This is a genomic window from Thermogemmatispora onikobensis (assembly GCF_001748285.1).
Taxonomy (GTDB): Bacteria; Chloroflexota; Ktedonobacteria; order Ktedonobacterales; family Ktedonobacteraceae; genus Thermogemmatispora; species Thermogemmatispora onikobensis.
Window position 1 is genome coordinate 120,115 of sequence record NZ_BDGT01000006.1, and the last position, 21,388, is coordinate 141,502.

Consider the following 21,388-nt stretch of genomic DNA (forward strand, 5'->3'; position numbering starts at 1 on the left):
GATGAGCACAGATCGTAGATATCGCTTTCTCTTCGAGAGAGAGCGCTTCTCTCTGCGGAATGCCGGGGTAGTCTATGCCTTTCTCACCCTGGCGGCACTCTTGACTGTCGCTACAGCCATCAGCAGCCAGTCCAACTATTTGGACCCGCGCAATATAGCGAACATCTTCGATCAGTCCTCCCTGGTAGGTCTGCTGGCAATCTCTATGACGGTGGTCCTGATCAGTGGCAATTTTGATCTCTCTGTCGGCTCGGTGGCAGCCCTTGGGGGAGCGATTGCCCTCAGCCTGGTTGACCGGTACGGGGTACCAGTGGCGGTGATAGCTGCCTTACTCAGCGGCGTGGTGATCGGATTGATCAATGGGCTGCTGGTGCAGGTGGTTGGCATCAATGCTTTTATCGTCACTCTAGGCACGTTGACGGCTATTCGTGGGTTGGTCTTGATCCTGACCAATGCCCGTACCATCAGTGCGCAAAGCGATGCTTTTAGCGTCTTAGAGAACGATTCCTGGACCATTCCCCATGTGCTGTTGGTGGCTGGTATCGTGTTGGTGGTGGTGGCTGCTCTGATGATTGTGCTGGCCTCGCGACGGGCTCATCAACTCTCTTTGGCGCCGGAGAGCTGTCTACTGGCGGTGGCGGGGCTGGCGGCGCTGGCGGCCAGCTTCTTCGCTGATTGGGATTGGAGCCTCTCGCATCCGACCTGGTTCCTCTTCGGCTATATGTTTCTCGTCTGGTTGCTGCTCCGCTATACGGTGCTGGGACGCCACCTCTACGCTGTCGGGGGGAACGCTGAAGCAGCCCGCCTCTCTGGCGTCAATGTCAGCCTCTACAAGATTGGCACCTTTGTGCTGAGCGGCTTCACGGCGGCTTTTGTGGGCATTCTCTATGCCGGCAAGCTGGGAGCTATCAACCCCAACGCGCTGAGTGGCACGGAGCTGACGGTCCTTGCCGGCGCGATCTTGGGCGGCACCTCTCTCTTTGGGGGATCTGGAAGTGTGGTCAAGTCAGTGATCGGCACCTTGATCCTCTTTATGCTGGCCAACGGCTTCAATATTCTGAATCTGGGAGCCAACTACCAGGGATTAATCGAAGGAATCGTGCTCATCGTGGCTGCTGGCGTCTATACCGTGGCGGATCGCTCTCGACGAGGAGGACGTGTGCATCTGCGTCAGGCTGGTCTTGCCCCCGCTCTCAGAGAGCCTCATCGCAACAATGCGCTGGTCAGCAGCAAGTGGTCAAGGGAGTGAGGAAAGAGGAGGAAACGGTCTGCCTGATCTTGGCCTGTTTGCTGCCGCGTTGCTACGCGCGACGGTGGAAGGCGCGGTATTACTACTGGGCGGAGCATGAGGTTCCGCCAACATTGTCAGTCAGTGGAAAGAAAAGGAATAGCGATGGGAGCACACCTAATCGATTCAACGCTTTTTGGTGATCAGTTTGGTACGGAAGAGATGCGCCGTCTCTTTGACGATCGAGCGATGGTGCGCGCCTGGATGGAGGTTGAAGCGGCGCTTGCCTGGGCCGAAGCCGAAGTGGGACTGATTCCTCGCGAGGCGGCCCAGGTGATCGCCGAGCGCGTCGAGCGTGAGCAGTGGGATTTCGAAGCGCTAGCCCGCGGGATCGCCGAGACCTTTCACCCACTGGTGCCGGCCATTCGGGTCCTCTCCGAGGCCTGTGGAGAGGCTGGGGCCTATGTCCACTGGGGAGCAACGACTCAGGATATTATGGATACAGGCCTGATTTTGCAGCTGCGCGAGGCTCTGGCCTTGCTGGAAGAGCGCATGCTAGCGGTGCGTGATGCCTGGCGCGAGCTGGCGATCCGCTATCGAGATACCCTGATGCCCGGTCGTACTCATGGGCAGCATGGTCCCCCTATTACCTTTGGCTTCAAGGCCGCCATCTGGGTGGCCGAGATGAATCGGCATCTAGAACGGCTCCGCGCCTGCAAGCCGCGCCTGCTGGTCGGTCAGCTTGCGGGTGCGACTGGCTCGCTTGCCTCGCTGGGCGATCATGGCCTGGAGGTACAGCGTCTGGTGATGCAGCGGCTCGGGTTGAACGTCCCGCCTATCTGCTGGCATACGGCTCGCGATAATCTGGCTGAATTTGTTGGCCTGCTGGGCCTGGTCTGTGCCACTTTGGGCAAGGTGGCGATGGAGATCATTCATCTGCAGGCGACTGAGGTTGCAGAGGTGGAGGAGCCTTTTATCTGGGGCAAGGTAGGCAGTAGCACGATGCCCCATAAGCGAAATCCGATGATCTGCGAGCTGATTGCTGCACTAGGGCGCATTGTACGTCAAGATGCTGCTCTGGCTCTTGATACTATGGTACAGGAGCATGAGCGTGATATGGCGGCCTGGCAGGCCGAATGGGAATACATTCCTCGCTGCTGCATCCTGACCGATAGTGCTCTTGTATATGCGCTACATGTGGCGCGAGATCTCTCTGTCAATGCCGAGCGTATGCGAGCCAACATCGAGCTGACAGGTGGCCTGGCGCTCTCGGAGGCTGTCATGCTACAGCTAGGACGCTTTATTGGGCGTCAGAAGGCTCACGACGTAGTCTATCGCATTGCTATGGCGGTGGCTTCTGAGGGGAAGGTCTCTTTCAGTGAAGCCCTACAGAACGACCGTGAGGTCCAGGCCTATTTGTCGCCCGAGCAGATTCGCTCGTTATTGGAGCCGGAGCACTATCTGGGATCAGCTCGGGCGAGTGTTGATCGGGTGGTTGCTCTGACCCTGCCCCTGTCTGAGCAGCAAGAACATTGACCGGGGAGGGAGGGCGAAGGCCGCTGCTACAGTTCCTTGTTTGAGAGCGGAGAGGAGCAAGCCTAGCCATGCAATGGAGCGTCGAGAAGTTACTGAAGCTCTATCGTCTGATGTTCTTGATTCGTACTTTTGAGGAGCGTTGTTTGTGCTTAAGCTACCAGGGACAGATTGCCGGCTCGATTCATCTCTGTGTAGGGCAGGAAGCGGTCGCTGTTGGGGCTGCTGAAGCGCTGCAGGAGGAGGATCTCACCGTGACCACCTATCGTGGTCATGGTCATGTACTGGCGCGTGGTGTTGATCCCTATCGAGCCTTTGCTGAGATGCTTGGGCGGCGCAGCGGCTTATGTGGGGGCAAAGGTGGGTCAATGCATCTTACCGCTGTTGCTCAAGGAGTATTGCCTCCTAATTCGATCGTTGCGGCAGGTCTACCGATTGCGACTGGTGTGGCCCTGGCGCAGCGCTACCTGCGCCGCACGAGCGTGGTTCTCTGTACCTTTGGTGAGGGGGCGCTGAATCAAGGTGCAGCTCATGAGGCTCTCAATCTAGCGGCCATCTGGGATTTGCCGGTGATCTTTCTCTGTGAGAATAACGGCTATGCTGAGATGACGCCGGCCTACAGCATGATCAAGGGGGAGAGCTTTGCGGCTCGCGTGCGCGCCTATGGCATCGCGACGTATGAAGTCGATGGCATGGATGTTTGTGCCGTTGCTGAGGGGACTATGCAAGCCGTCGAGCAGGCTCGTGCCGGTCAGGGACCGATCTTTATCGAGGCCCGTACCTATCGCTTTCTGGGCCACTATCAGGCTGATCCGGGCACAGCTTACCGCTCGGCGGAAGAGGTTCAGCGCTGGCGCGCGCGCGATCCGCTCAAGCTGCTACGCGCTCGGCTCTGCGAGCAGCAGGTCGATACGGAGCGCATGCTGACCGCGTTGGAAGAGGAAGTGAAGGCCTATTTGGAGGAATGTGAACGGCGGGCGCTGGCAGATCCGTGGCCGGAAGCTGAGGTTCTGACGGAGGGAGTGTATGCATCCATCCAGGCTTAACGAGACAGCTGGGCAGGGGTCAACGGCGGCATCGTCGCAAGAGATGCGTGAGCTAAGCTATGCCCAGGCCATCAATGTAGCGCTGGCTGAAGAGATGGAGCGAGATGAGCGTATCATTCTCTTGGGGGAGGACATCGGTGCTTATGGTGGGGTTTTTCGCGTTACCCAGGGGTTGCAAGAGCGCTTTGGGACTCATCGTGTGCTCGATACTCCTATCTCTGAGGCGGGGTTTCTTGGCTGTGCTGTCGGGGCTGCCATGTGTGGCTTGCGGCCCGTGGTAGAGATCATGTATGTCGACTTCACCGGCGTTGCGATGGATCAAATCATCAATCAAGCTGCCAAGCTGGCCTATGTTTCTGGAGGTCAGGTACGGGTCCCCTTGGTGATACGTACACAGCAGGGAGCGCGCCCAGGGGCTGCCGCTCAGCATGCTCAGTGTTTTGAGGCCATTTTTGCCCATATACCGGGGTTGCGTGTAGTGACACCCGCAACGCCGCGTGATGCCCGGGGCCTGCTCAAGGCGGCCATTCGTTGCGATGATCCAGTGGTCTTTCTCGAACACAAACTGCTCTATTCTACTACCGGACTGGTGCCGTTGGCGGAGGAGGTGATTCCTCTGGGACGTGCCAGCCTGGTGCGTTCTGGAAAGGATGTTTCGCTTTTCTCCTATGCTGCTATGCTGCCAGTGGTCATGGAGGCCGCGGATCGCCTGGCGGAGATGGGCGTCTCTGCCGAGGTGGTTGATGTGCGCTCCCTGGCGCCCCTGGATGAGGAGACTCTCCTCTCTTCGATTCGGCGCACCAATCGCGCGCTCATTGTTCATGAAGCCTGGCGGCGCGGTGGCTTGGGGGCAGAGATTGCTGCGCTCTTGCAGGAGCGAGCCTTTGATTATCTCGATGCTCCTGTTGTTCGTATAGCTGCCTGCGATGTGCCGAAGCCCTTCTCTCCTGCCTTCGATGCGTTCTATCTTCCTACTGTCGAAAAGGTAGTACAGGCGGTGCTCACGCTGCTGCGCTAGGCACATCTCGGCTGAGGACCTGCTCTACAAGATAAGGGGGAGCTGTCAGATGAGTAGTGATACTGGGGAGGCCGTCTTGATTACCGGAGCCGCACAGGGGTTGGGACAGGCCATTGCGGTCCGCCTGGGGCGTGAGGGCTATCGGCTGGCTCTTCTGGATCGTCAAGAGACACGTCTGCATGCGGTGGCCCAGGAGATGAGCGCTCAGGGTCAGGGCCTGGTCAGCGTCTGGCCGACCGATCTGCTGGCCGCCGAGCAGCTCAAGCCGCTGGTGGAACGCATTGAGCAAGAGTGTGGTCCGCTGGTGGGACTGGTGAACAATGCGGGTATCTGCATCACGCAATCCTTTCTCAGTGCCACTATTGAGGATTGGCAGACGGTTTTTGGGGTCAATGTGCTGGCGCCTTTTGTGTTGATGCAGGCTGTGGGAGAGCGCATGGCTATGCGGGGGAGAGGGGCTATAGTGAACGTTGCAAGTGTCGCGGGACGCTCGGCGCGTCCTGATCAGCCTCTGTATGGCGCCAGCAAGGCGGCACTACTCCATCTCACCAAGTCGGCGGCAGCCTACTTTGGCCCCCAGGGGGTACGTGTCAATGCCATCTGTCCAGGAGTCTTGCCGACTGAGATGACCGAGCGTATCTGGCGTCAGCGTCACCCCGAAGCCGTGCAGCGCGTCCTGCAGGCCATTCCTTTGAAGCGCCTGCCAGCGCTGGAGGAGGTTGCTGCAGTGGTTGCCTGGTTACTCAGCGATGAGGCCAGCTATGTCAATGGACAGGCTTTGAACGTCTGCGGTGGCCTGGAGATGGATTAGCTGCCGATCAAGGAAAGGAAAACAATCTATGATAAGTGGCGTGTGGCATTTTTCGTTTACAGTGAGTAATCTGGAACGCTCGCTGGAGTGGTATACAACGGTCCTGGGACTAGAGTTTGTCCGTGGACAGGTTCAACAGAATGAATACACGAGCCGGCTGGTAAACTTCCCAGATGCGCATTTGAAAGTGGCACAGTTGCGCATTCCTGGCGCAGGGCCGACGCGCTCGCAGCATCACCTGGAGCTTGTTGAGTATGTGTGGCCGCAGGGGCAGCGGCTGGAGTTAGCGACGAACAACGTTGGGATTGCGCACCTGGCTTTTGAGGTGGACGACATTCATGCCGCAGTAGCCCGCCTGCAGGAGATGGGTGTGCGTTTCAAGTCTGAGACGCCCAATGCCATCACCGAGGGAGTCAACAAAGGTGGTTACTCCATCTATTTGCTAGATCCGGACGGCATTACCCTGGAGCTGGTGCAACCGCCGCCTTCCTCGTGAGAGGCTCGCTGTGGCAGTAACTTATCGCTTGCTTTTTGAATAAAGAAGCTCCTTATTATAAAGGAGATATCCTTTTTTCTTGAGGTATGTGCTCGTCACTTTGAGGATCATTGCGCCTGGCTGGCTGCTGACGCAGTGATCCTCGAAAAGAATAGCTCTCCTGCTATCTCATCGGGCGATGCGCCCACTTGCCGATTGCGTGCTGGGGCTGTTACCGGCCAAAGATTCCAGTGACCCAGTCGTAGACCAGGGCTGAGGTCAAGGCAATGTTGTTGAGTCCACAGTGGCTATCGGCCCCATCGACGGAGGAAAGAGCGTGAAAGGATTTGGGGCACTGCAGTGCTTCATAAAATTGCTGGGCCTGTGCTCTCGCCTCAGCTCCTTCCCCTTCTGCTGACAGAACCAGGGTGGGACAGGTAATCTTCTGTTCTAACCCTTCCAGAGTGTAGGCCCTGGCCTTCGCGACAAAATCTGGAAACGAACTGGCTCCATTGTTCCAGAGCATATAGTTGTCTATCATGGCCTCCCAGGCCCAGTCTGAGACCGGCGCCTGCTCGCCGCGAGCCTCCGCTTCCTGCGCCTGCTTGCTCAACAGATCGTAGAAATTGCAAATGGGGGCATTGGCGATCAGGGCTTTGATCCGAGCATCATGGGCGGCGGCTCTGGGTGCGAGATAGCCTCCGAAGCTCATCCCATAGAGCGCCAGCCTCCTGTGATCCACATCGCGACGCGAGAGGGCATACTCAACCACAGCTCCAAAGGGGACCTCTGCGTCGACCCGCATGACCTGGTCGGGATGGCGGTGCAGAAGACCTCGCTGACCAGGGCCGTGAAAGAGCAGAACGTTCAGACCCCGTGCAAGAGCTTCGGGAACGCCGCCAAGAAAGTAGGTTTCCTCTCCATGCCCATCGCCTCCACCACTCAAGATGACCGTCGCACGAGGCTGGTCGTCCTTCCCCGCCTTGAAAAAGTACCCGGGCATGCTGACGCCGTCCTCGAAGGGAATAGCAATTTTCTCGACCGGCGTCTCGAACAGGACAATGGCTTGATCGAAGGCGACAACACTTTCAAAGTAGATGGCGTCGAAGTTGGCCCGGTCGTGTCGGTCGAAGAAGAACTCAGCAGCGCGCAAGTAGTTGTACGCTCGCAAGAAGTGGGCCCGGGCTGTCTGGTGTTGCCCCAGCGCCAACGCCTCTTGTGCTCTCCTGGCATTGTGCCGCCCCTGCTCGGCCCAGGTTTCGATGTAGACATCTCTTGTCCCTCCCTTGCGCGCAATATCATGGGCGACTCTCAACACTTCGCCAACCGATGCCGCGCCATACAATTCATAAGCCAGGGTTCGAAGATACTGGAGATCGACTAACTCACTGGCCGCCAGATGCAGGCGACCATCACTGGCTTCCAGCTGCAGTGGATTTGATGACATGAGGTCCTCTTTTTCTCGTTTCTCTCAAGGCTCAGGTGGCCCTCAGCTCACAACATCACAACAGTCTGTCGGATATCTGCTATACTGTCGTGAGAAACAGTATAGCATTGGAAACCTTGCATCGCACTCATCAGTTCCTCAAAACTGTTACATATTCGACAAGGAGCAGATTTTGATGAGGAAAAAGACCGATTTGCGAGTGAGGCGAACGCAAATGATGTTGCGCAAAGCGCTTATTGCGCTCATCGAAGAACGAGGCTTTGAAGCGGTGACCGTGGGTGACATTGCCGAGCGAGCAATGGTCAATCGCACGACGTTCTATCTTCATTATCAAGATAAGTATGACTTGGTGACGAGCATCTTCAAGGAAGCGATTGATGAGCTTTCCCAAAGTCTCGGGATACCGCAAGAGGGGCCAGGCCGTGTTGATCCAGAACAACCCCCTCAGACGTGGGTTAAGCTCTTTGAGCACTTCGCTGAGCATGCCAGGATGTATCGGGCTCTGCTCGGTCAGCGTGGAAGCCCCTGGTTTGTGGCGCAGATGTGTGAGTATATTGCAGACCTGGTGCACAAGCGCCTAGAGGCATCCCGGCAACCATTCCAGCGGTACAGAATGCCTTCCGCGATCGCCATTGCTGCAGTATCGAATGCCTTTATTGGCATGGTCACCTGGTGGCTCGAAGGCGAACTGCAGTATACCCCCAGACAGATGGCAAGTTGGTTTCTCCGTTTTGCCCTTTACGGATACTATCATGCCCTGGGCTTCGATACATTTCTCTTACCCGAGTGATATGAACAGGCAAAAATAATTGCTAGCTGTAAAAAACATTTTTGGATATAACGATATATCTAAATAGTTCTTCAAATTCCGTTTCACCTTATTGTGGTTGTCCTGATTACAGAAATACTAACAAATGCCAGCACTGCCTTGTTCCTTGCCTCTTCGGTGGAGCTGCTCTATAGAGTAGCACCAGCTCTTTCTTGACCATACCAACCTCATCTGTGCTATTCTCGATGCGGAGCGGCTTCTGAGCTGCGTGATCCTAAGAAAGCACCCTGGGGGCGTCCATTGGGCGAAAGCTGGTGCTCTCACTGATAGCAGGAGACAGAAGACAACGGGCGCACCGATCGACTATACTAGAAACAGCGGTGGCACTCACCGTAACGCGACTTGCCCTCTTCCGAGGGGACAGAACGACCAGCATGCAGAAAGGAGCCTTCATGAACGAGCCAGATGCAGCAGCCGCCCCGGCCAGCCAGACGGGGTCTTCCCCCTCGGCATCTTCCGCGACCGCCAGGAATACCTACATCATCGATTCCGATCAGGCTGCCGAGTTGGCACGCCTGATGCAGCAGGATCGGCTGCTCACGGAGGCGATGGGGGGCCTCTTGCCGGAGGAAGGGATCAGCCTTCCCGAGACGGGCCGTGTCCTCGATCTGGCCTGTGGCCCGGGCGGGTGGGCCTTAGAGCTGGCCTTTCGCTTCCCCAAGGCGGAGATCATCGGCATCGACATCAGCCCGTCAGTTGTTGAGTATGCCAACGCGCAAGCCTGGTCACGTGGCCTGGAGAACGCCCACTTCCAGGTGGGCAACGTCATGGACCCCCTGCCTTTCCCTGATCGCTCCTTTGACCTGATCAATGGGCGACTCCTCTTCGGCTTCATGCTGCCAGCGGCCTGGCCGCGACTGCTCGCCGAATGCTTCCGCCTGCTCACCCCGGGCGGCTTCCTGCGCTGCACCGAAACAGAGCCGCCGCTCACCAGTAGTCTCGCCTTCGAGCGCTTCAGCGCCTTGGGAACCGACGCCCTCAAGCGAGCAGGCCAGAGTTTCTCGCCCGATGGGCGCCACATCGGCATCACCCCGGTCCTGCCGCGACTGGTGCGGCAGGCTGGTTTTGAGCGAGTGCGGCTCCGCGCCAGCGCTATCGAGTGGTCAATGGGAACCGAGGGACACTATCCTGTCTTTAAGGACTATCTCATCGGGCTGGAGCTGGTGCAGCCATTCCTGGCGAAGGTAGGCGTAGCGACAGCCGAGGAGCTGGCCACCCTCTATCAGCAGACCATTGCCGAGATGCAGGCCGATGACTTCTGCGCCCTCTGGACTTTGCTGACCGTCTGGGGTCAGAAGCCGGCCACGCATACGCACCCAGAAGCCTCCCCGGCAGCCGGCTAACGGCTCTCCGGTCAGTGTATGAATGCACGCCTGAAAAAAGGCTGTGGCCGTTGAGAGACAAAAGCGCCCGTTTCTGGCGGGGATCATGGCACGGCATGGCAGAGCCGCCGCTGCACTGCGATCCTCGCCTGGCTCTGGAGTAGACAGGGGAAGCGTTTCTACCCGGGAGGGGGAATCTGCGATCAAATACCGGGGGATAATCAGTCAGCCGTAAGCGAGGGGCCTCTCTCATCTACAGACTGACATGTTGTGCGGATGTCTCTTCTGATTGCATCCTCACGTGATGATGGCTTTGCCACTGACGTATTCCCTATAGGCTGGAGTATCGAGATGCACGTTGCACATCCCGAAAGGAGCAGTTCATGGCGCACTATCTCTGGCTGGGACTGCGCCAACAGCGGGGTCGGACTTTGCTCGCCAGCGTCGGTTTTCTGGTCGCCGCCTGCGCGCTACTACTGCTCTCCGCCGCCACGCAGGCCACCGTCTTCCGCACCACGCAGCTCATCAGTCTGCACTGGCGGCCTACCTATGATCTGGTCGTCGTCCCTGCTCATCAAGCGGTGCCCTCGCCGGGCAGCAGCATTCCGCCCGATCAATTCGAAGGCTTCACTGGCAGGATCAGCATGCAACAGTATGCCGAGATCCAGCACCTGCCTGGTGTCAGCGTAGCCGCCCCCATTGCCTTCATCAGCTACGTTCAGTATCCTATGTCGACCATCGATTTCGGCTCCTATCCCCCGGGCTTCTATCAGCTCAGCTGGACCCTCACCGCCTCCAACGGGCAGCGATCGATCGTCGAATATCAGACCACCACCATCGTCTACGCCCTCAAAGGTCACTGTCCACCCACGCTGGCCGGACGCTTCTGCCAGCCGCTCACTCAGAAACAGTTCGCGCCCTTGCAGGCGATCGGCGTGGGAGACTACTTCTACTCGGCTGATACTTATTTTACGGGCGTGCCGAATCCGGGGGCTTTCCTGCTGGCGGCCATTGATCCTGTGGCCGAAAACCAGCTCGTGCATCTCAACCAGAGCCTGGTTTTCGGCGGCCCCTTGCCTGAGCAGATCACCCTCGCCCGTGATCCCGAGTACCCCATGATCTCGGGCGTCACTGCATCGCAAAAGGTGCCTAACTACGACGTTCCCCTTCTGATCAACACGCAACTGCCCGGCGCCATCAGCCTGCACGTTTCCTTGAGCCGCCTGGTCACCGCCAGCACTGACCCTCAGCAGATCGCCGCGCTAGGTGGCAGCGCCTATCTTAACAGCGCTCCCAGGCAACCCGTCTTTGTCAGCAACGTCCCCTTGCCTCAGAACGATCTGCAGCTCTTCTCTGAGGGCAATGATCTGGTGCTGCGTGGCTCCTCTCTCGTTGTAGGGCACCCAGGCTATACCAAATTTCCCCTCAATTTCACGACCAGCCCCTCCAGCCTGACCTATCGCCCAACGACGCCCCCGCCTGGTGCCAGAGGTCCCGCCTACACCCTGGTTCCTGGCTCGCAGCAACCCCCGCCAGGCACCTCCGGCAGCGAGGTAGCCTTTCGCTCCCTGAACCCGCTCCCCGGCAAGCTGACACCGCAAAAAGGCTTTCTTGGCCAAAGCTTTGCCTATGAGACCACCTTTGATACCATTTATAATAACGCGGCCTACACCGCTCGGCCGGTCGGTCGCTTTGATGGCAGCCGTCTTGCTGCCTCCTTTGGCGATGCCCTCAACTGGCTACCCGAGAACACCTATACTCCTTCTCCCGTCATCCTCCGCTACAATGCCCAGGGTCAGCCGGTAGCTCCCGTCTCGCTCTTGCCGACCACCAATCAGGCCGGCTTCACCCTTGAGCCGCCCTTAGCGCTAACCACCCTGGCCGCCGCTCGTCAGATCCTTGGCGACCGTTGCATCAGCGTCATCCGCGTCCGCGTGGAGGGCAATGTCACCCCCGATCAGGCCGGCTGGGAGCGCGTTGCCCGCGTGGCCCAGGAAATCCACGACCGCACAGGTTTAGAAGCCATCGTGACCCTGGGCGCGTCCCCGCGACCGACCCTGGTCTATGTTCCTGGTCTGCAGGCCGGGCAGATGCCGGGAGTGACCCAAACCATCCCTCCCATCGGCTGGGTGGAAGAGCGCTGGATCACCATTGGAGCTGGCCTGATCTACCTGCACCAGCTCGGTACTATCCAGAGCCTGTTACTCTCTGGGGTCCTGCTGGCGTCCCTGGGGTATGTCATCCTGACCATGCAGGCGCTCCTGGTCACCCAACGGGGCGAATTAGCCATCTTATCCGCCTTGGGCTGGCGCTCCTGGCACCTGGCCACGCTCTTGCTCGGTCAGGCGCTGATCCTCGCCCTAAGCGGTGGCCTTGTCGGTAGTGGCCTGGCCTTGCTCCTCTGCAAGCTACTCGGGCTGAGTCCTCCCACAGTGCTCATTGTCTGGACCTTGCCAGCTATGCTCGGCCTGGCACTGCTCGGCGTGCTCGCTCCCCTTGGGCGCATCTGGAGACTGCAGCCAGCTTCTCTGCTGCGTAGTGGCAGCGTAATCAGGCCGCAGCATCTACCAGCTACTCCCACGCGGCGGAGCGCGAGCCTGGGGGTGCGCCTCTTCCCGCTGACAACCCTGGCTGTGCGCAACCTGATCCGTGTGCCACTTCGGACACTGCTGCTCGTCAGCAGTCTGCTCCTGTCGACGCTGCTGCTAGTAGTGACCATCATGGGCCTGCTCGCCTTCCGCCAGCAGCTGCAGGGCACGCTCCTGGGCCAGGAGGTCCTGCTGCAGACCGCGCTGCCCCAGCTTGCCAGCGTTCTCTTCGCTATCCTGTTGACCTTCCTGAGCGTGGCCGATCTCCTGGTCCTGGAGGTCCACGAGCGCCAGAGTGAAATCGCCCTCTTGCAGGCTGTAGGGTGGACTCCCCGACTGGTTCAAGGCATGGTACTCCGCGAGGGCCTCCTGCTCGCTCTGATGGGTTCGCTGCCGGGCCTGGGTTTGGCCTTCGCTCTCCTCCGCTTCCAGCAACAGCAACCGGCGCCAGCAATGGCCCTGCTGGTGGGAACAGGTGCTGTCGCCTTCTTGCTCCTGGTCACTGTCCTGGCCACGCTGCCGGCCCTACGGCTCATCGGTCGTCTTCGTTTGCCAGAGATTCTAAGAAGGGAGTAGCCTCTCAGCCTATGGAAGCAGCACAACGACCGGAGCAACCGCTCCGGCTCACCGTCAGCCATCTGAGCAAATCCTATCCCAGCCCTGCCGGTCCGGTGGAAGTGCTCCACGGTCTCAGCTTCGAGGTAGAGGGCGGGGAACTGCTCGCCGTTACCGGCCCCTCTGGCACCGGCAAGACCACCTTGCTGATGTTGCTGGGGGCTTTGGATAGGCCGGATGAGGGAGAAATCTGGCTCGGAGAGCAGGCCGTCCATCGCTTACGGGGAAGAGCCGCCGCCGATTTTCGACGCCGTACCGTTGGCTTTGTCTTCCAGCTCTTTTACTTGCTGCCCCATCTGACGGCCCTCGAAAATGTCATGGTCCCCTTGCTGCCCTATCGGCGCAGGCTCGACTTCGATCTGCGGACCCGCGCCACGGAACTGCTCGAACGGGTCGGGATGGGCCATCGTTTAGGCTATCCGCCGGCGAAGCTGTCCGGCGGCGAACAGCAGCGGGTGGCAATCGCACGGGCGCTCATTCACTCCCCCCAGGTCTTGCTGGCTGATGAGCCAACCGGCAATCTTGACCCGACAACAGCAAGGAACGTTCTGGCGCTCTTACGCGAGGTGCAGCGGCGTGAGGGACAGATGGTCATCGTTGCCACCCACGACCCCCAGATCGCTACGATGGCCGACCGGCAGATCCGCCTGGGATCTGCCGGCGAAGCAGCTCCCTAAACGGGCGCAAAGACCGTGCGTGGGCTGCTCGTCCTGCGCCTCTCCTTAGCTGCACTGGCCGCCTGGCCCCAGCAGCGGCGAATGCACCACGTTCGGACTGGAGACGAGCACTCCGCCCGGCTCAGGGAAGGTATGATCAGCCGGCAAGGTCCCACTCCAGGTAAAGGAATAGGTTTGCGTGGTGACTCCCGGCCCAACCGTAAGCATCTGCGTATTGTCGCCGCCGCTGCGTCCGTTATCAACGGTATAGCCAAACTTGATGATCCCTCCCGCGCTACCAGGAGCGATATGGAAAGTGGCCGTATAGGTCACCGTCAGTCTCGTGCCGCAACGGATACCACTGATAGTGCTTGGGCTGACGCTCATGCTGACCGAGGTCACGCGGAAGGGAGCGGGCGAGCACAGTCCGGCTGGCTTAACCAGCGTTGAGATGAGCTGGTTGGGGCTGGTGACAAGGACGCCCCCCGCGCCGGGGGCCGTATGATCAAGCGGCAGGGAACCATGCCAGCTGAAGGTGAAGGTCTTGCTCGTCTCCCCTGGCAAGAACTGCAGACTGGTGCTCTGTTCGCTGCGCCCGTTATTCATGGTATAGGCAAATTGCACAGTATGAGGAGCGCTCTGGTCAGGAACTGCGTGGAAGGTGGCTGTGTAGGTCACCGTCAAGGCGCTGCCGCAGGTCTGGCCGGCGATCGAGGCCGGGCTGACGGCCATATCTACCGCTGTGATTTTGAAAGAAGTCTGCTGCCCTGTCGCGGTCGATGTAGGGGTCGTGCTGGCGCTCGAAGAGGCGCTTGTGGGCGGCGGAGAAGCGGCGCCCCCCGTGGTGGGAGAGCTGGCCGGGCTCCCGCTACAACCCGCCAGGAAGGCCAATGCCAGCAACAAAAGAACGATTGGCTGAACACACTTTTTCATGAAGAATATCCTGTTCTTTCTGAAAATGAGACATGAATAAAGGCAATTCTATAGAATCTGAAAAGCAAGCCAAGGAGCTGATGCGGTTTTCACGCCGGCATTGTTCCCGAGCGTGGCCTTTCCTATAGATTACCACAGGGAGGCGCTCCCAACTGTGAAATCGATCACACTCTGCTGACAACCCTGGTTGACGGCAGCGACGGTAGCGGCCTTCTGCCATCTCTCTGGCAGCCTCCTGGCCAACCAGCTGCGGCAGCGCTCTTCCAGCAGTGCTGCGGGCTTCCCGCTCAGGGGCTGACTGGAAGAGCGCCCCTGCTGCCAGTGCCAGGGATGCGCCAGACAGCCAGAGACCAGAGGCGCAGGCCAACGGCAGGCTGTTCTATCCTTAGCGCTCTGATCGTTGGTCGGACGCAGGAATTCCCTGACGCTGACGTTGCCTTATCAGCAGGAAACAGGCCACCAAAAGAAGATCGAGACCCAGCATAGCCACATAAAAGCCGGCTCCCAACACGCTGCGCTTAATCGCAAGAGCCAGCGACCCACTATAGAAATCGAGCACATCTTTGAAGGTCACCACGGTAATTGCCCCCAGCAGCACGGCTGCCACGATCTCCCAGACGGCGCGCCGGCCAGGCGCCAGCCAGCGCCTGAGTACCAGCAAGAGGACCAGGGCAGCGATCGCCAGCAGGCAGAGACCCTGGCCGCCAGGCAGGCCGGTTTGCCAGCCGCTGAGCACCAGCACGGGCTCGCCGGGACGATTGAGCACGGTCGAGCGCCAGGGCAGAAAGACCGAGACCAGTAGCGCCAGCGTTCCCAGAGCAAACAGACCCTCGGCAACGCTCAGCAAGTTGAAGTTAAACCGGCCCTGACGATCCCGGTGAGAAGAAAACGGAAGTAGATTCTCTTGACTCACGAAAGAGGCTCCTGGAAGGAAGCTGATGAACGCTGACGGCGGAAAACGGAAGCAGGACGTGAGGCCACACAACAGCCGGCCTTGAAAACAGCCTCGATCTGCCTGAGATTGCCGGGGTACTCCAGCGGATTGGCCCGCAGCAGCAACAGATCGGCCTGGTAGCCGGGACTGAGGCGGCCCAATAGCGTGCCGCGCCCGAGCTGCGCCGCGGCGCTGCTGGTAGCTGCGGCGATAATCTGCGCTGGTGGAATGCCAGCCGCGAAGAGCAATTCACACTCGCGCAGCAGCCCGGTCCCGAAGGAGACGCCTGGATTGCCAGCGTCGCTGCCCACACCAATGAGCACCCCATGCTCAGCGAGGCGCCTGGCGTTTTGCATCGCCTGCTCCAGGAAGCGAGGCGCCAGTTGCTCAATAGCGGCCAGCGTTGGCACGTAGCAGATCTGGCGCTCTCGCAGCTGGTCGAGCAGCTCCGGCTCGCACGTCGCCTCGACGGCGTCGCAAACAATGCCATGCTCGATGCCATCGCAGCCGAGCAGCACCGCCTCACGTACATCTGCCGCCGTCATGGTATGAGCAACGACCTTCAGGCCGTGGGCGTGGGCCGCGGCGACGATGGCTGCAAAGACCTCGGGGCGCAGCTTGGGGACCTGGGCCTCCTCCTGGGGAACGATCAAACAGGCCGTGGAGACGACCTTGATGAAGTCGACGCCACTGGCGGCGAGCTGGTCGACCACCGCACACGCTTGCTCTGGCTCGCTCAGCTCACGGGTGGCCGCTCGCCGCAGTGTCGTCAGTCCATGAAAGAGGCTGGTGGTGGGATGGCCACCGGGTGCCGTCAGGAAAGGACCAGCCACAACAAGATTGGGAAAAAAAGGGCTGCGCGCCGCCCCCGCTCGCAGGCGAAGCAGCACCTCTGGCCAGCCTCCCAGATCGCGCAGCGTGGTCACCCCAGCCCCCAGCGCCTGACGGCCATGCCTGGCCAGTACGCGACGAAAGTCATCGCTACCCTGAATACGCTCCTCGCCGGGCGAGGTAACGTGTGTGTGCATATCGATCAGGCCGGGCAAGCAGTAGAGGCCAGAACAGGAGATCTCTTCTCCTGCTCCCCGGAGCGGCTCGCGAGCGCGGGCCTCCGTAATGGCCTCGATGCGTTCCCCCTGCAGCCAGAGATCGCACCCTTCCCTGATGCCCGCCTCCGCTCCGCCCTCAATCAGACGGACGTCCCGCAGGATCGTGTAGCTCATTGTCGCTTCCCCTGAGACCTCAGCGCAGCATGCGGAAGAAGGCCGCCGACAGGCCAAGGGCGGCGCCACAGTACAACAGACAGCCGACGATATTGGCGAGCGGCGCGCTCCCTGCGCTCCCCTGCAACATTGCGCTGCGCAGCAGCTCAGCAACCATATAGGAGGGTGTGAAAGGAGCGACTTTAGAGACAATATCTGGCAGAATCTGCAGAGGTAGCAAGATACCTGTCAGAAAGGTCAGAAGAATGTACAGGCCCTGGCTGATGATGTTGCCAATCTCGACGCGATCCGTAAAGGAGGCAATGACCTGCCCCAGCAGCAGAAAGACAGCTGAGCCGAGAACGATGAACAACAAGGTCAGTGGGGCGTAGAGCGGGTTAAAGGTGAAGTGAAAGACCAGACTGCCGACAATGATCGCTACGATGGTCTGGACGACGATCACCAGCACCTGAGTGCAGGCGCGGGCCAGCATGACCTCCCAGGGCGCCGTTGGAGTTACCAGGATGCGCCGGAAGATGCCGCGTTCGCGCCAGGTAATCATCGCTGTGGAATTCCCCATGAGGCCAGAAGCGATCATGTTCATCACGATGATCCCTGGCAGCAGCCAGACTGAATAAGAGACGCCGCCGCTGCCGGGCAGCGGAATGACATTCTGACCGAAGACGAAGCCGAAGAGCAGCAGCGAGCCTGTCGGGACGAGCAGGCTGAAGAAAAGCAAGGTGCGGCTGCGAAAAGCCAAAATAGTGAAGAAACGAAACTCAGTGACAAAGCGACGCATAGGCGATTCCTTTCTCTCTCATCTCGAATGGCGAGGCCGAACGAGGCAGCGCTGAGCCGGACGTGCGGGGGGGCCAGCCCTTAGTCCGCTGGTCCGATGCTGCGGCCCGTCAGCGAGAGAAAGACGTCTTCCAGATTGGGCTGGCGGATCGAGACGTTTTGCGGGCGGCTTCCTGTCTCCTGGCCGATCTCCTCCAGCAGGGCCAGGACGTGCTGCGGATCGCTAGTCTGCACACTCAGCAGGCCGTTGTCGCTACTCACTGCCTGGACGCAGTCCGCCGTTTGCAGTCGCTGCAGCTTCTCGGCTGGCAGATAGAGGCTGGCCCGCACTGTTGAGAGATTGCCCATGCGCTCGATCAGCTCGCGCGGTGTGCCCAGTGCCAGAATCTTGCCGTGATCGATGATCCCCACGCGGTCGCAGAGGATCTCGGCCTCCTCAATGTAATGCGTCGTCAGAATGATGGTTTTGCCTTCGCTGCGCAGACGGCGCACGATGTCCCAGATATGATGACGCGCCTGGGGATCAAGCCCGGTGGTTGGTTCGTCCAGCAAGACGATGGCTGGCTTATGGACCATCGCCAGCGCCAGCGTCAGGCGTTTCTGCTGACCACCGGAGAGTGTGCCGATGCGGGCGTTGCGCTTCTCGGCCAGGTCAAAGCGCTCCAGCAGCGCCAGGGCCTCGGCCCGCGTTGGAAAGGTGTTGTAAAGTGCTCCGTAGAACTGTATGGCCTCAATAGCCTTCAAATCGGTGAAAAGCGTTTCATCCTGAAGTTGCACCCCCAGTATGCTCTTCACTTTGCGGGGATGACGGGCGACATCATAGCCATTGACGGTGATGTGCCCCTCCTGAAAGCCGATGAGTCCTTCAATACACGAGAGCAGGGTGGTTTTCCCGGCTCCGTTGGGGCCGAGCAGGCCAAAGCATTCACCGCTGCAGATCTGCAAGGAGACCCCATCGAGGGCCTTCAGGCTCCCGTAGGACTTGTGTACGCGCTCTATTGAGATGATCGCGGCACTGTTCCCGCTCACGACGCTGACCTCCTTCCTTACGCTCAATGGTTGGTTGCAGGCGCTCTCTTATCCTTCTGGCCACGCTTCTGCCAGGGCTGCCGCTAGCGGCAGCTCGTAATATTGACCCGCGAGTCGCTCGGGTGCGATCAATACCTGAGCCAGCGCCGTCGCTCCTCTTTCAAGGCCAAGCAACCTGTTGACTCCTTCGATGGAGTAAGCCAGGCTGGTATGGCAGCCCAGGCCGAGCAACGCGGCGGCCAGATAGAGGCGCTGAATGGCGCTCCCTGCCAGCATGTTCTGGATACGGTACCAGCGGGGTCCGTAGCGGCGCACTCCTTCGCTATACTCTCCGACCGGGAAGATATGCAGATTGATGTGATAGACATTATGATAGCCGGTATGAGCCACGATTTGCTGTAATTGTAGACGGCTATCTCCTGGCCTGACAAGCTGCCAATAGCGAGCACCGGGTGTATAACAGTAGATGCCGGGATCGAGGCCATGCACGCCAGCGACGAGACAATAGAGCAGCAGGCGAGGCGGGCAGGACCCGGAGGGGGTGAGATCGCTCTGTAGAGCGCGCCCAGCAGCATAGAGCAACTGTGCGCACTGCTGCTCACTGATGAGGCCAGGCTGGAAGTAGTAGCGCGCTGAATGGCGCCGTGGCGTACCCCTGGCCAGCTCCAGCCCGAGATCGTCGCTCATAGCAATGGTGGCCCCTGCGGCTGGTCCCCGCAGGGTCCCCTCTGCCCCGAGGTCCCCAGGCTGAGGCTGAGGGTGGCTACGTGCCCTGATCAGCGAGGCGCGATGCAGGGCTGCGGAGAGCGGCAGACTACTGAGGGGCTGCAGACGCGCCCGCTCGTCTGCCACGCTGGACGGCGAGGCAGCCGCTTTCTGCCAGCGCTGCCAGCCAGCGCCTGGAGCGCGCGGCCTATCTCCAAGACTGAAGACGATGACCGCATACGCGCTCTCATAGGCCTCGTCCAGCTTCAGCAGAGCATTGACAGCGCTATCAACAAAGCGGAAATGAACGCTACTCTCCAGCCCGTAAGAGCTGCCGACCGCCAGCGCCTGGCCCAGCACGATCCCCAGGTCGAGACCTTGCAAGCGGTAGGCAAATTCACCATATTTGAAGGCGTTCTTCCAGAAGAAGCAGCTCAGGACCAGCGCGAAATCGGCGTTGCAGGCCGGTGGCTCTAGCAGCGTCTCCAGCAGCGCTGTCAGGCACTGGTTGTCCTGCTCTGAGCAGGCCCCGGCGTCCTGGATCACATCCAGAGCGTGGTGGATGGGGTCATAGTGGTAGACACCGGCGGGCAGAGCCTGACCGGCGCCGATCACGGCATAGACCTCACAGGGGTAGAGGCCCCCGCCGGAAGGCACAGGCCGCAGCAGATCCTGCTTGAAGGGGTGGGTGTGTGGGTCAAGGATCGGCAGCGTGCTCCCGGCGGCGATGGCGTTATAGCTCTCGGCCCCGGTCCAGCGCTGGCGCGTCAGACCATAGATAGCGGCCAGCATCTGGCCGAACTGAGCAGCCCCAAACGGCTGGCGAGCTTTCTCCTGGCTGGCCCCTGGTAAGGGCGGCCTCAGAAAAGCCAGGCGCAGGCAATCGCCGCCGCGATAGACTTTATATTTCAGCGGAGCGTGCTGCCAGTCCACTACCTCGCGCTCCGGAAAATGCTGGGCCTCCGCAATATAGCGCTGGAGCGCTGTCAGTGGCGCTTCCTCTGGCGGCTGCCCGAGCGGCGAGGCCCTGCGCTCAGGCTCCAGCATGCTGTCTCCCTCCTTCTGCTGGCCAATATGGTGGCCCTGGCCAGGTCCCATCGCTGAACGCGCTGACCATCTCAACGGCATCGATCTTGAAAGCCTCCTCGACAGCATTAGCGGCCAGGTGGCAGAGCAGAAAACGATCGAGCGGACGCAGGCCCAGCCGACTGAAGTGCAGGTAGAGCAGATTCAGTACCAGACGATAGCTCTGGAACCAGCGATCGCTGTAGAGCGCCTGCTTGCGCTCCTGATCACGCTCCAGAGCGCTATGGAAGGCGCTGGCGGCCAGATTCCTGTGCACGGGTGGGCGGTCCCCCGCGTCCGTCTCCAGACTGGCCATGCTCAGGTCGATCTGGCCGGAGGCAAGCAGCTGCGCAGCGCGCTCCTGATAGCGCTGCATCAGCTGGGACCAGGTCAGAGCGAAAGGAAAGGTATCCTGCTCCTGATCCAGGGCGGCCACTACCTGCCGTAGCCTGGCGACCAGTGTCCTGGCCTGTTGCCGATAGCGGCTCTCAAGGAGGGCGCGCGTCCGGGCAGGGTCGGAGCTGGCGATGATAAAGCCCTCGGCATGAGAGCGGTAAGAGAGAAAGCCGCGTGCGAGATGCTGGCCCTGCCGATGGGCCACAGTGATCATCAGATCGAAACAGAGGGTCAGTAGCGAGTGGCCCTGACGCAGGTAGGCCAGCATGGCAAAGGCCAGGTCATTGGTGTCAACATAGAAATCTTCGAGCAGGCTCGCCAGGGCCTCGGAGCCGAGCACCTGCAGTCGACGGTCGTAGGGCAGATACTGGATCGAATTGTCGGGATAGAGCGGAAAAAGCGGCCCGATCTCCTGTTCCTGACGCGCCAGCGTGGCATAGAGCGGCTTCAGCTGCTCCTCGTCCAGGCGAGTGGTAGAAGGGTGCTGGCGCAGGTAGCTGCCGACAGTCGACTCGATCAGTGGCTTGAGCACGGCTGCAAACTGCGTCGGCGGGCAATAAAAGCGCAGGCGCAGGTGCGGGCCACGCAGCCAGTGACGTACGAAGAAGAGTCGGGGCGTAATCGGCCTGGCCTGCGCGAACAGCGGTTGAATGCAGTCGAGGAGCAGAGCATCCTTCTGCTCATCGTAGTAGTACACGTGGACACTCTGCCAGGCGCAGGCTTCGGAACGAGCGACGCTACTGCCAGACATGGCTTGC

At 60.0% G+C, this 21,388-nt stretch carries 18 protein-coding genes; 10 read left to right on the plus strand and 8 right to left on the minus strand.

Features of this window, described 5'->3' with window-relative positions:
• Position 1: 1 nt before the first annotated feature.
• From BGC09_RS04395 to BGC09_RS04420, 6 genes are all read left to right on the plus strand, one after another.
• Positions 2–1,249 carry an ABC transporter permease gene (locus tag BGC09_RS04395; protein WP_069802480.1) on the plus strand — a complete coding sequence of 416 codons (1,248 nt, stop codon included), beginning with the start codon at positions 2–4 and terminating at the stop codon, positions 1,247–1,249.
• Between the two features lie 144 nt (positions 1,250–1,393).
• Entirely contained in the window at positions 1,394–2,764 is a 1,371-nt protein-coding gene (gene purB, locus BGC09_RS04400) for an adenylosuccinate lyase (RefSeq protein WP_069802482.1), read from the plus strand.
• 68 nt (positions 2,765–2,832) lie between these two features.
• Positions 2,833–3,807, plus strand: coding sequence for a thiamine pyrophosphate-dependent dehydrogenase E1 component subunit alpha (locus BGC09_RS04405; protein ID WP_069802484.1), 975 nt, complete (start codon positions 2,833–2,835; stop codon positions 3,805–3,807).
• A gap of 43 nt (positions 3,808–3,850) precedes the next feature.
• On the plus strand, positions 3,851–4,825 hold the full coding sequence (locus BGC09_RS04410) for an alpha-ketoacid dehydrogenase subunit beta (RefSeq protein WP_069802486.1): 975 nt from the start codon (positions 3,851–3,853) through the stop codon (positions 4,823–4,825).
• Positions 4,826–4,874: 49 nt separating this feature from the next.
• Entirely contained in the window at positions 4,875–5,636 is a 762-nt protein-coding gene (locus BGC09_RS04415; RefSeq protein ID WP_069802488.1) for an SDR family NAD(P)-dependent oxidoreductase, read from the plus strand.
• A 28-nt stretch (positions 5,637–5,664) separates the two neighbouring features.
• The gene (locus tag BGC09_RS04420; RefSeq protein ID WP_069802490.1) at positions 5,665–6,132 is read left to right on the plus strand and encodes a VOC family protein; all 468 of its coding nucleotides are present in this window, start codon (positions 5,665–5,667) and stop codon (positions 6,130–6,132) included.
• Between the two features lie 211 nt (positions 6,133–6,343).
• Here BGC09_RS04420 and BGC09_RS04425 read toward each other — a convergent pair whose 3' ends face one another.
• A complete protein-coding gene (locus BGC09_RS04425) occupies positions 6,344–7,558 on the minus strand; it encodes an alpha/beta hydrolase family protein (protein ID WP_069802492.1) in 1,215 nt (404 codons plus the stop codon).
• 175 nt (positions 7,559–7,733) lie between these two features.
• Here BGC09_RS04425 and BGC09_RS04430 point away from each other — a divergent pair, with 175 nt between their 5' ends.
• The 4 genes from BGC09_RS04430 (at position 7,734) to BGC09_RS04445 (ending at position 13,589) form a co-directional block, all read left to right on the plus strand.
• Positions 7,734–8,348, plus strand: coding sequence for a TetR/AcrR family transcriptional regulator (locus BGC09_RS04430; protein WP_218103959.1), 615 nt, complete (start codon positions 7,734–7,736; stop codon positions 8,346–8,348).
• A 431-nt stretch (positions 8,349–8,779) separates the two neighbouring features.
• Positions 8,780–9,730, plus strand: coding sequence for a class I SAM-dependent methyltransferase (locus tag BGC09_RS04435; protein WP_069802496.1), 951 nt, complete (start codon positions 8,780–8,782; stop codon positions 9,728–9,730).
• 362 nt (positions 9,731–10,092) lie between these two features.
• Positions 10,093–12,873 carry an FtsX-like permease family protein gene (locus BGC09_RS04440; protein ID WP_069802498.1) on the plus strand — a complete coding sequence of 927 codons (2,781 nt, stop codon included), beginning with the start codon at positions 10,093–10,095 and terminating at the stop codon, positions 12,871–12,873.
• An 11-nt stretch (positions 12,874–12,884) separates the two neighbouring features.
• Positions 12,885–13,589: an ABC transporter ATP-binding protein gene (locus tag BGC09_RS04445; RefSeq protein WP_069802500.1), complete on the plus strand. Its 705-nt coding sequence runs from the start codon at positions 12,885–12,887 to the stop codon at positions 13,587–13,589.
• A 45-nt stretch (positions 13,590–13,634) separates the two neighbouring features.
• Here BGC09_RS04445 and BGC09_RS04450 read toward each other — a convergent pair whose 3' ends face one another.
• The 7 genes from BGC09_RS04450 to BGC09_RS04480 all read right to left on the minus strand — a co-directional run bounded on the left by BGC09_RS04450 (position 13,635) and on the right by BGC09_RS04480 (position 21,381).
• The gene (locus BGC09_RS04450; protein WP_141727637.1) at positions 13,635–14,501 is read right to left on the minus strand and encodes a hypothetical protein; all 867 of its coding nucleotides are present in this window, start codon (positions 14,499–14,501) and stop codon (positions 13,635–13,637) included.
• Between the two features lie 385 nt (positions 14,502–14,886).
• A complete protein-coding gene (locus tag BGC09_RS04455; protein ID WP_069802504.1) occupies positions 14,887–15,414 on the minus strand; it encodes a hypothetical protein in 528 nt (175 codons plus the stop codon).
• Positions 15,411–16,658: an amidohydrolase family protein gene (locus BGC09_RS04460; protein ID WP_069802506.1), complete on the minus strand. Its 1,248-nt coding sequence runs from the start codon at positions 16,656–16,658 to the stop codon at positions 15,411–15,413. The genes BGC09_RS04455 and BGC09_RS04460 overlap by 4 nt, the downstream gene beginning before the upstream one ends.
• A 19-nt stretch (positions 16,659–16,677) precedes the next feature.
• A complete protein-coding gene (locus BGC09_RS04465; RefSeq protein ID WP_069802508.1) occupies positions 16,678–17,436 on the minus strand; it encodes an ABC transporter permease in 759 nt (252 codons plus the stop codon).
• A gap of 80 nt (positions 17,437–17,516) precedes the next feature.
• Positions 17,517–18,464, minus strand: a complete 948-nt coding sequence (locus tag BGC09_RS04470) for an ABC transporter ATP-binding protein (RefSeq protein ID WP_069802510.1) — start codon at positions 18,462–18,464, stop codon at positions 17,517–17,519.
• Between the two features lie 48 nt (positions 18,465–18,512).
• Positions 18,513–20,216 carry a SagB family peptide dehydrogenase gene (locus BGC09_RS04475; protein WP_069802512.1) on the minus strand — a complete coding sequence of 568 codons (1,704 nt, stop codon included), beginning with the start codon at positions 20,214–20,216 and terminating at the stop codon, positions 18,513–18,515.
• Complete coding sequence (locus BGC09_RS04480) at positions 20,203–21,381, minus strand: thiopeptide maturation pyridine synthase (protein WP_069802514.1); 1,179 nt, start codon at positions 21,379–21,381, stop codon at positions 20,203–20,205. The genes BGC09_RS04475 and BGC09_RS04480 overlap by 14 nt, the downstream gene beginning before the upstream one ends.
• Between the last annotated feature and the right edge of the window lie 7 nt (positions 21,382–21,388).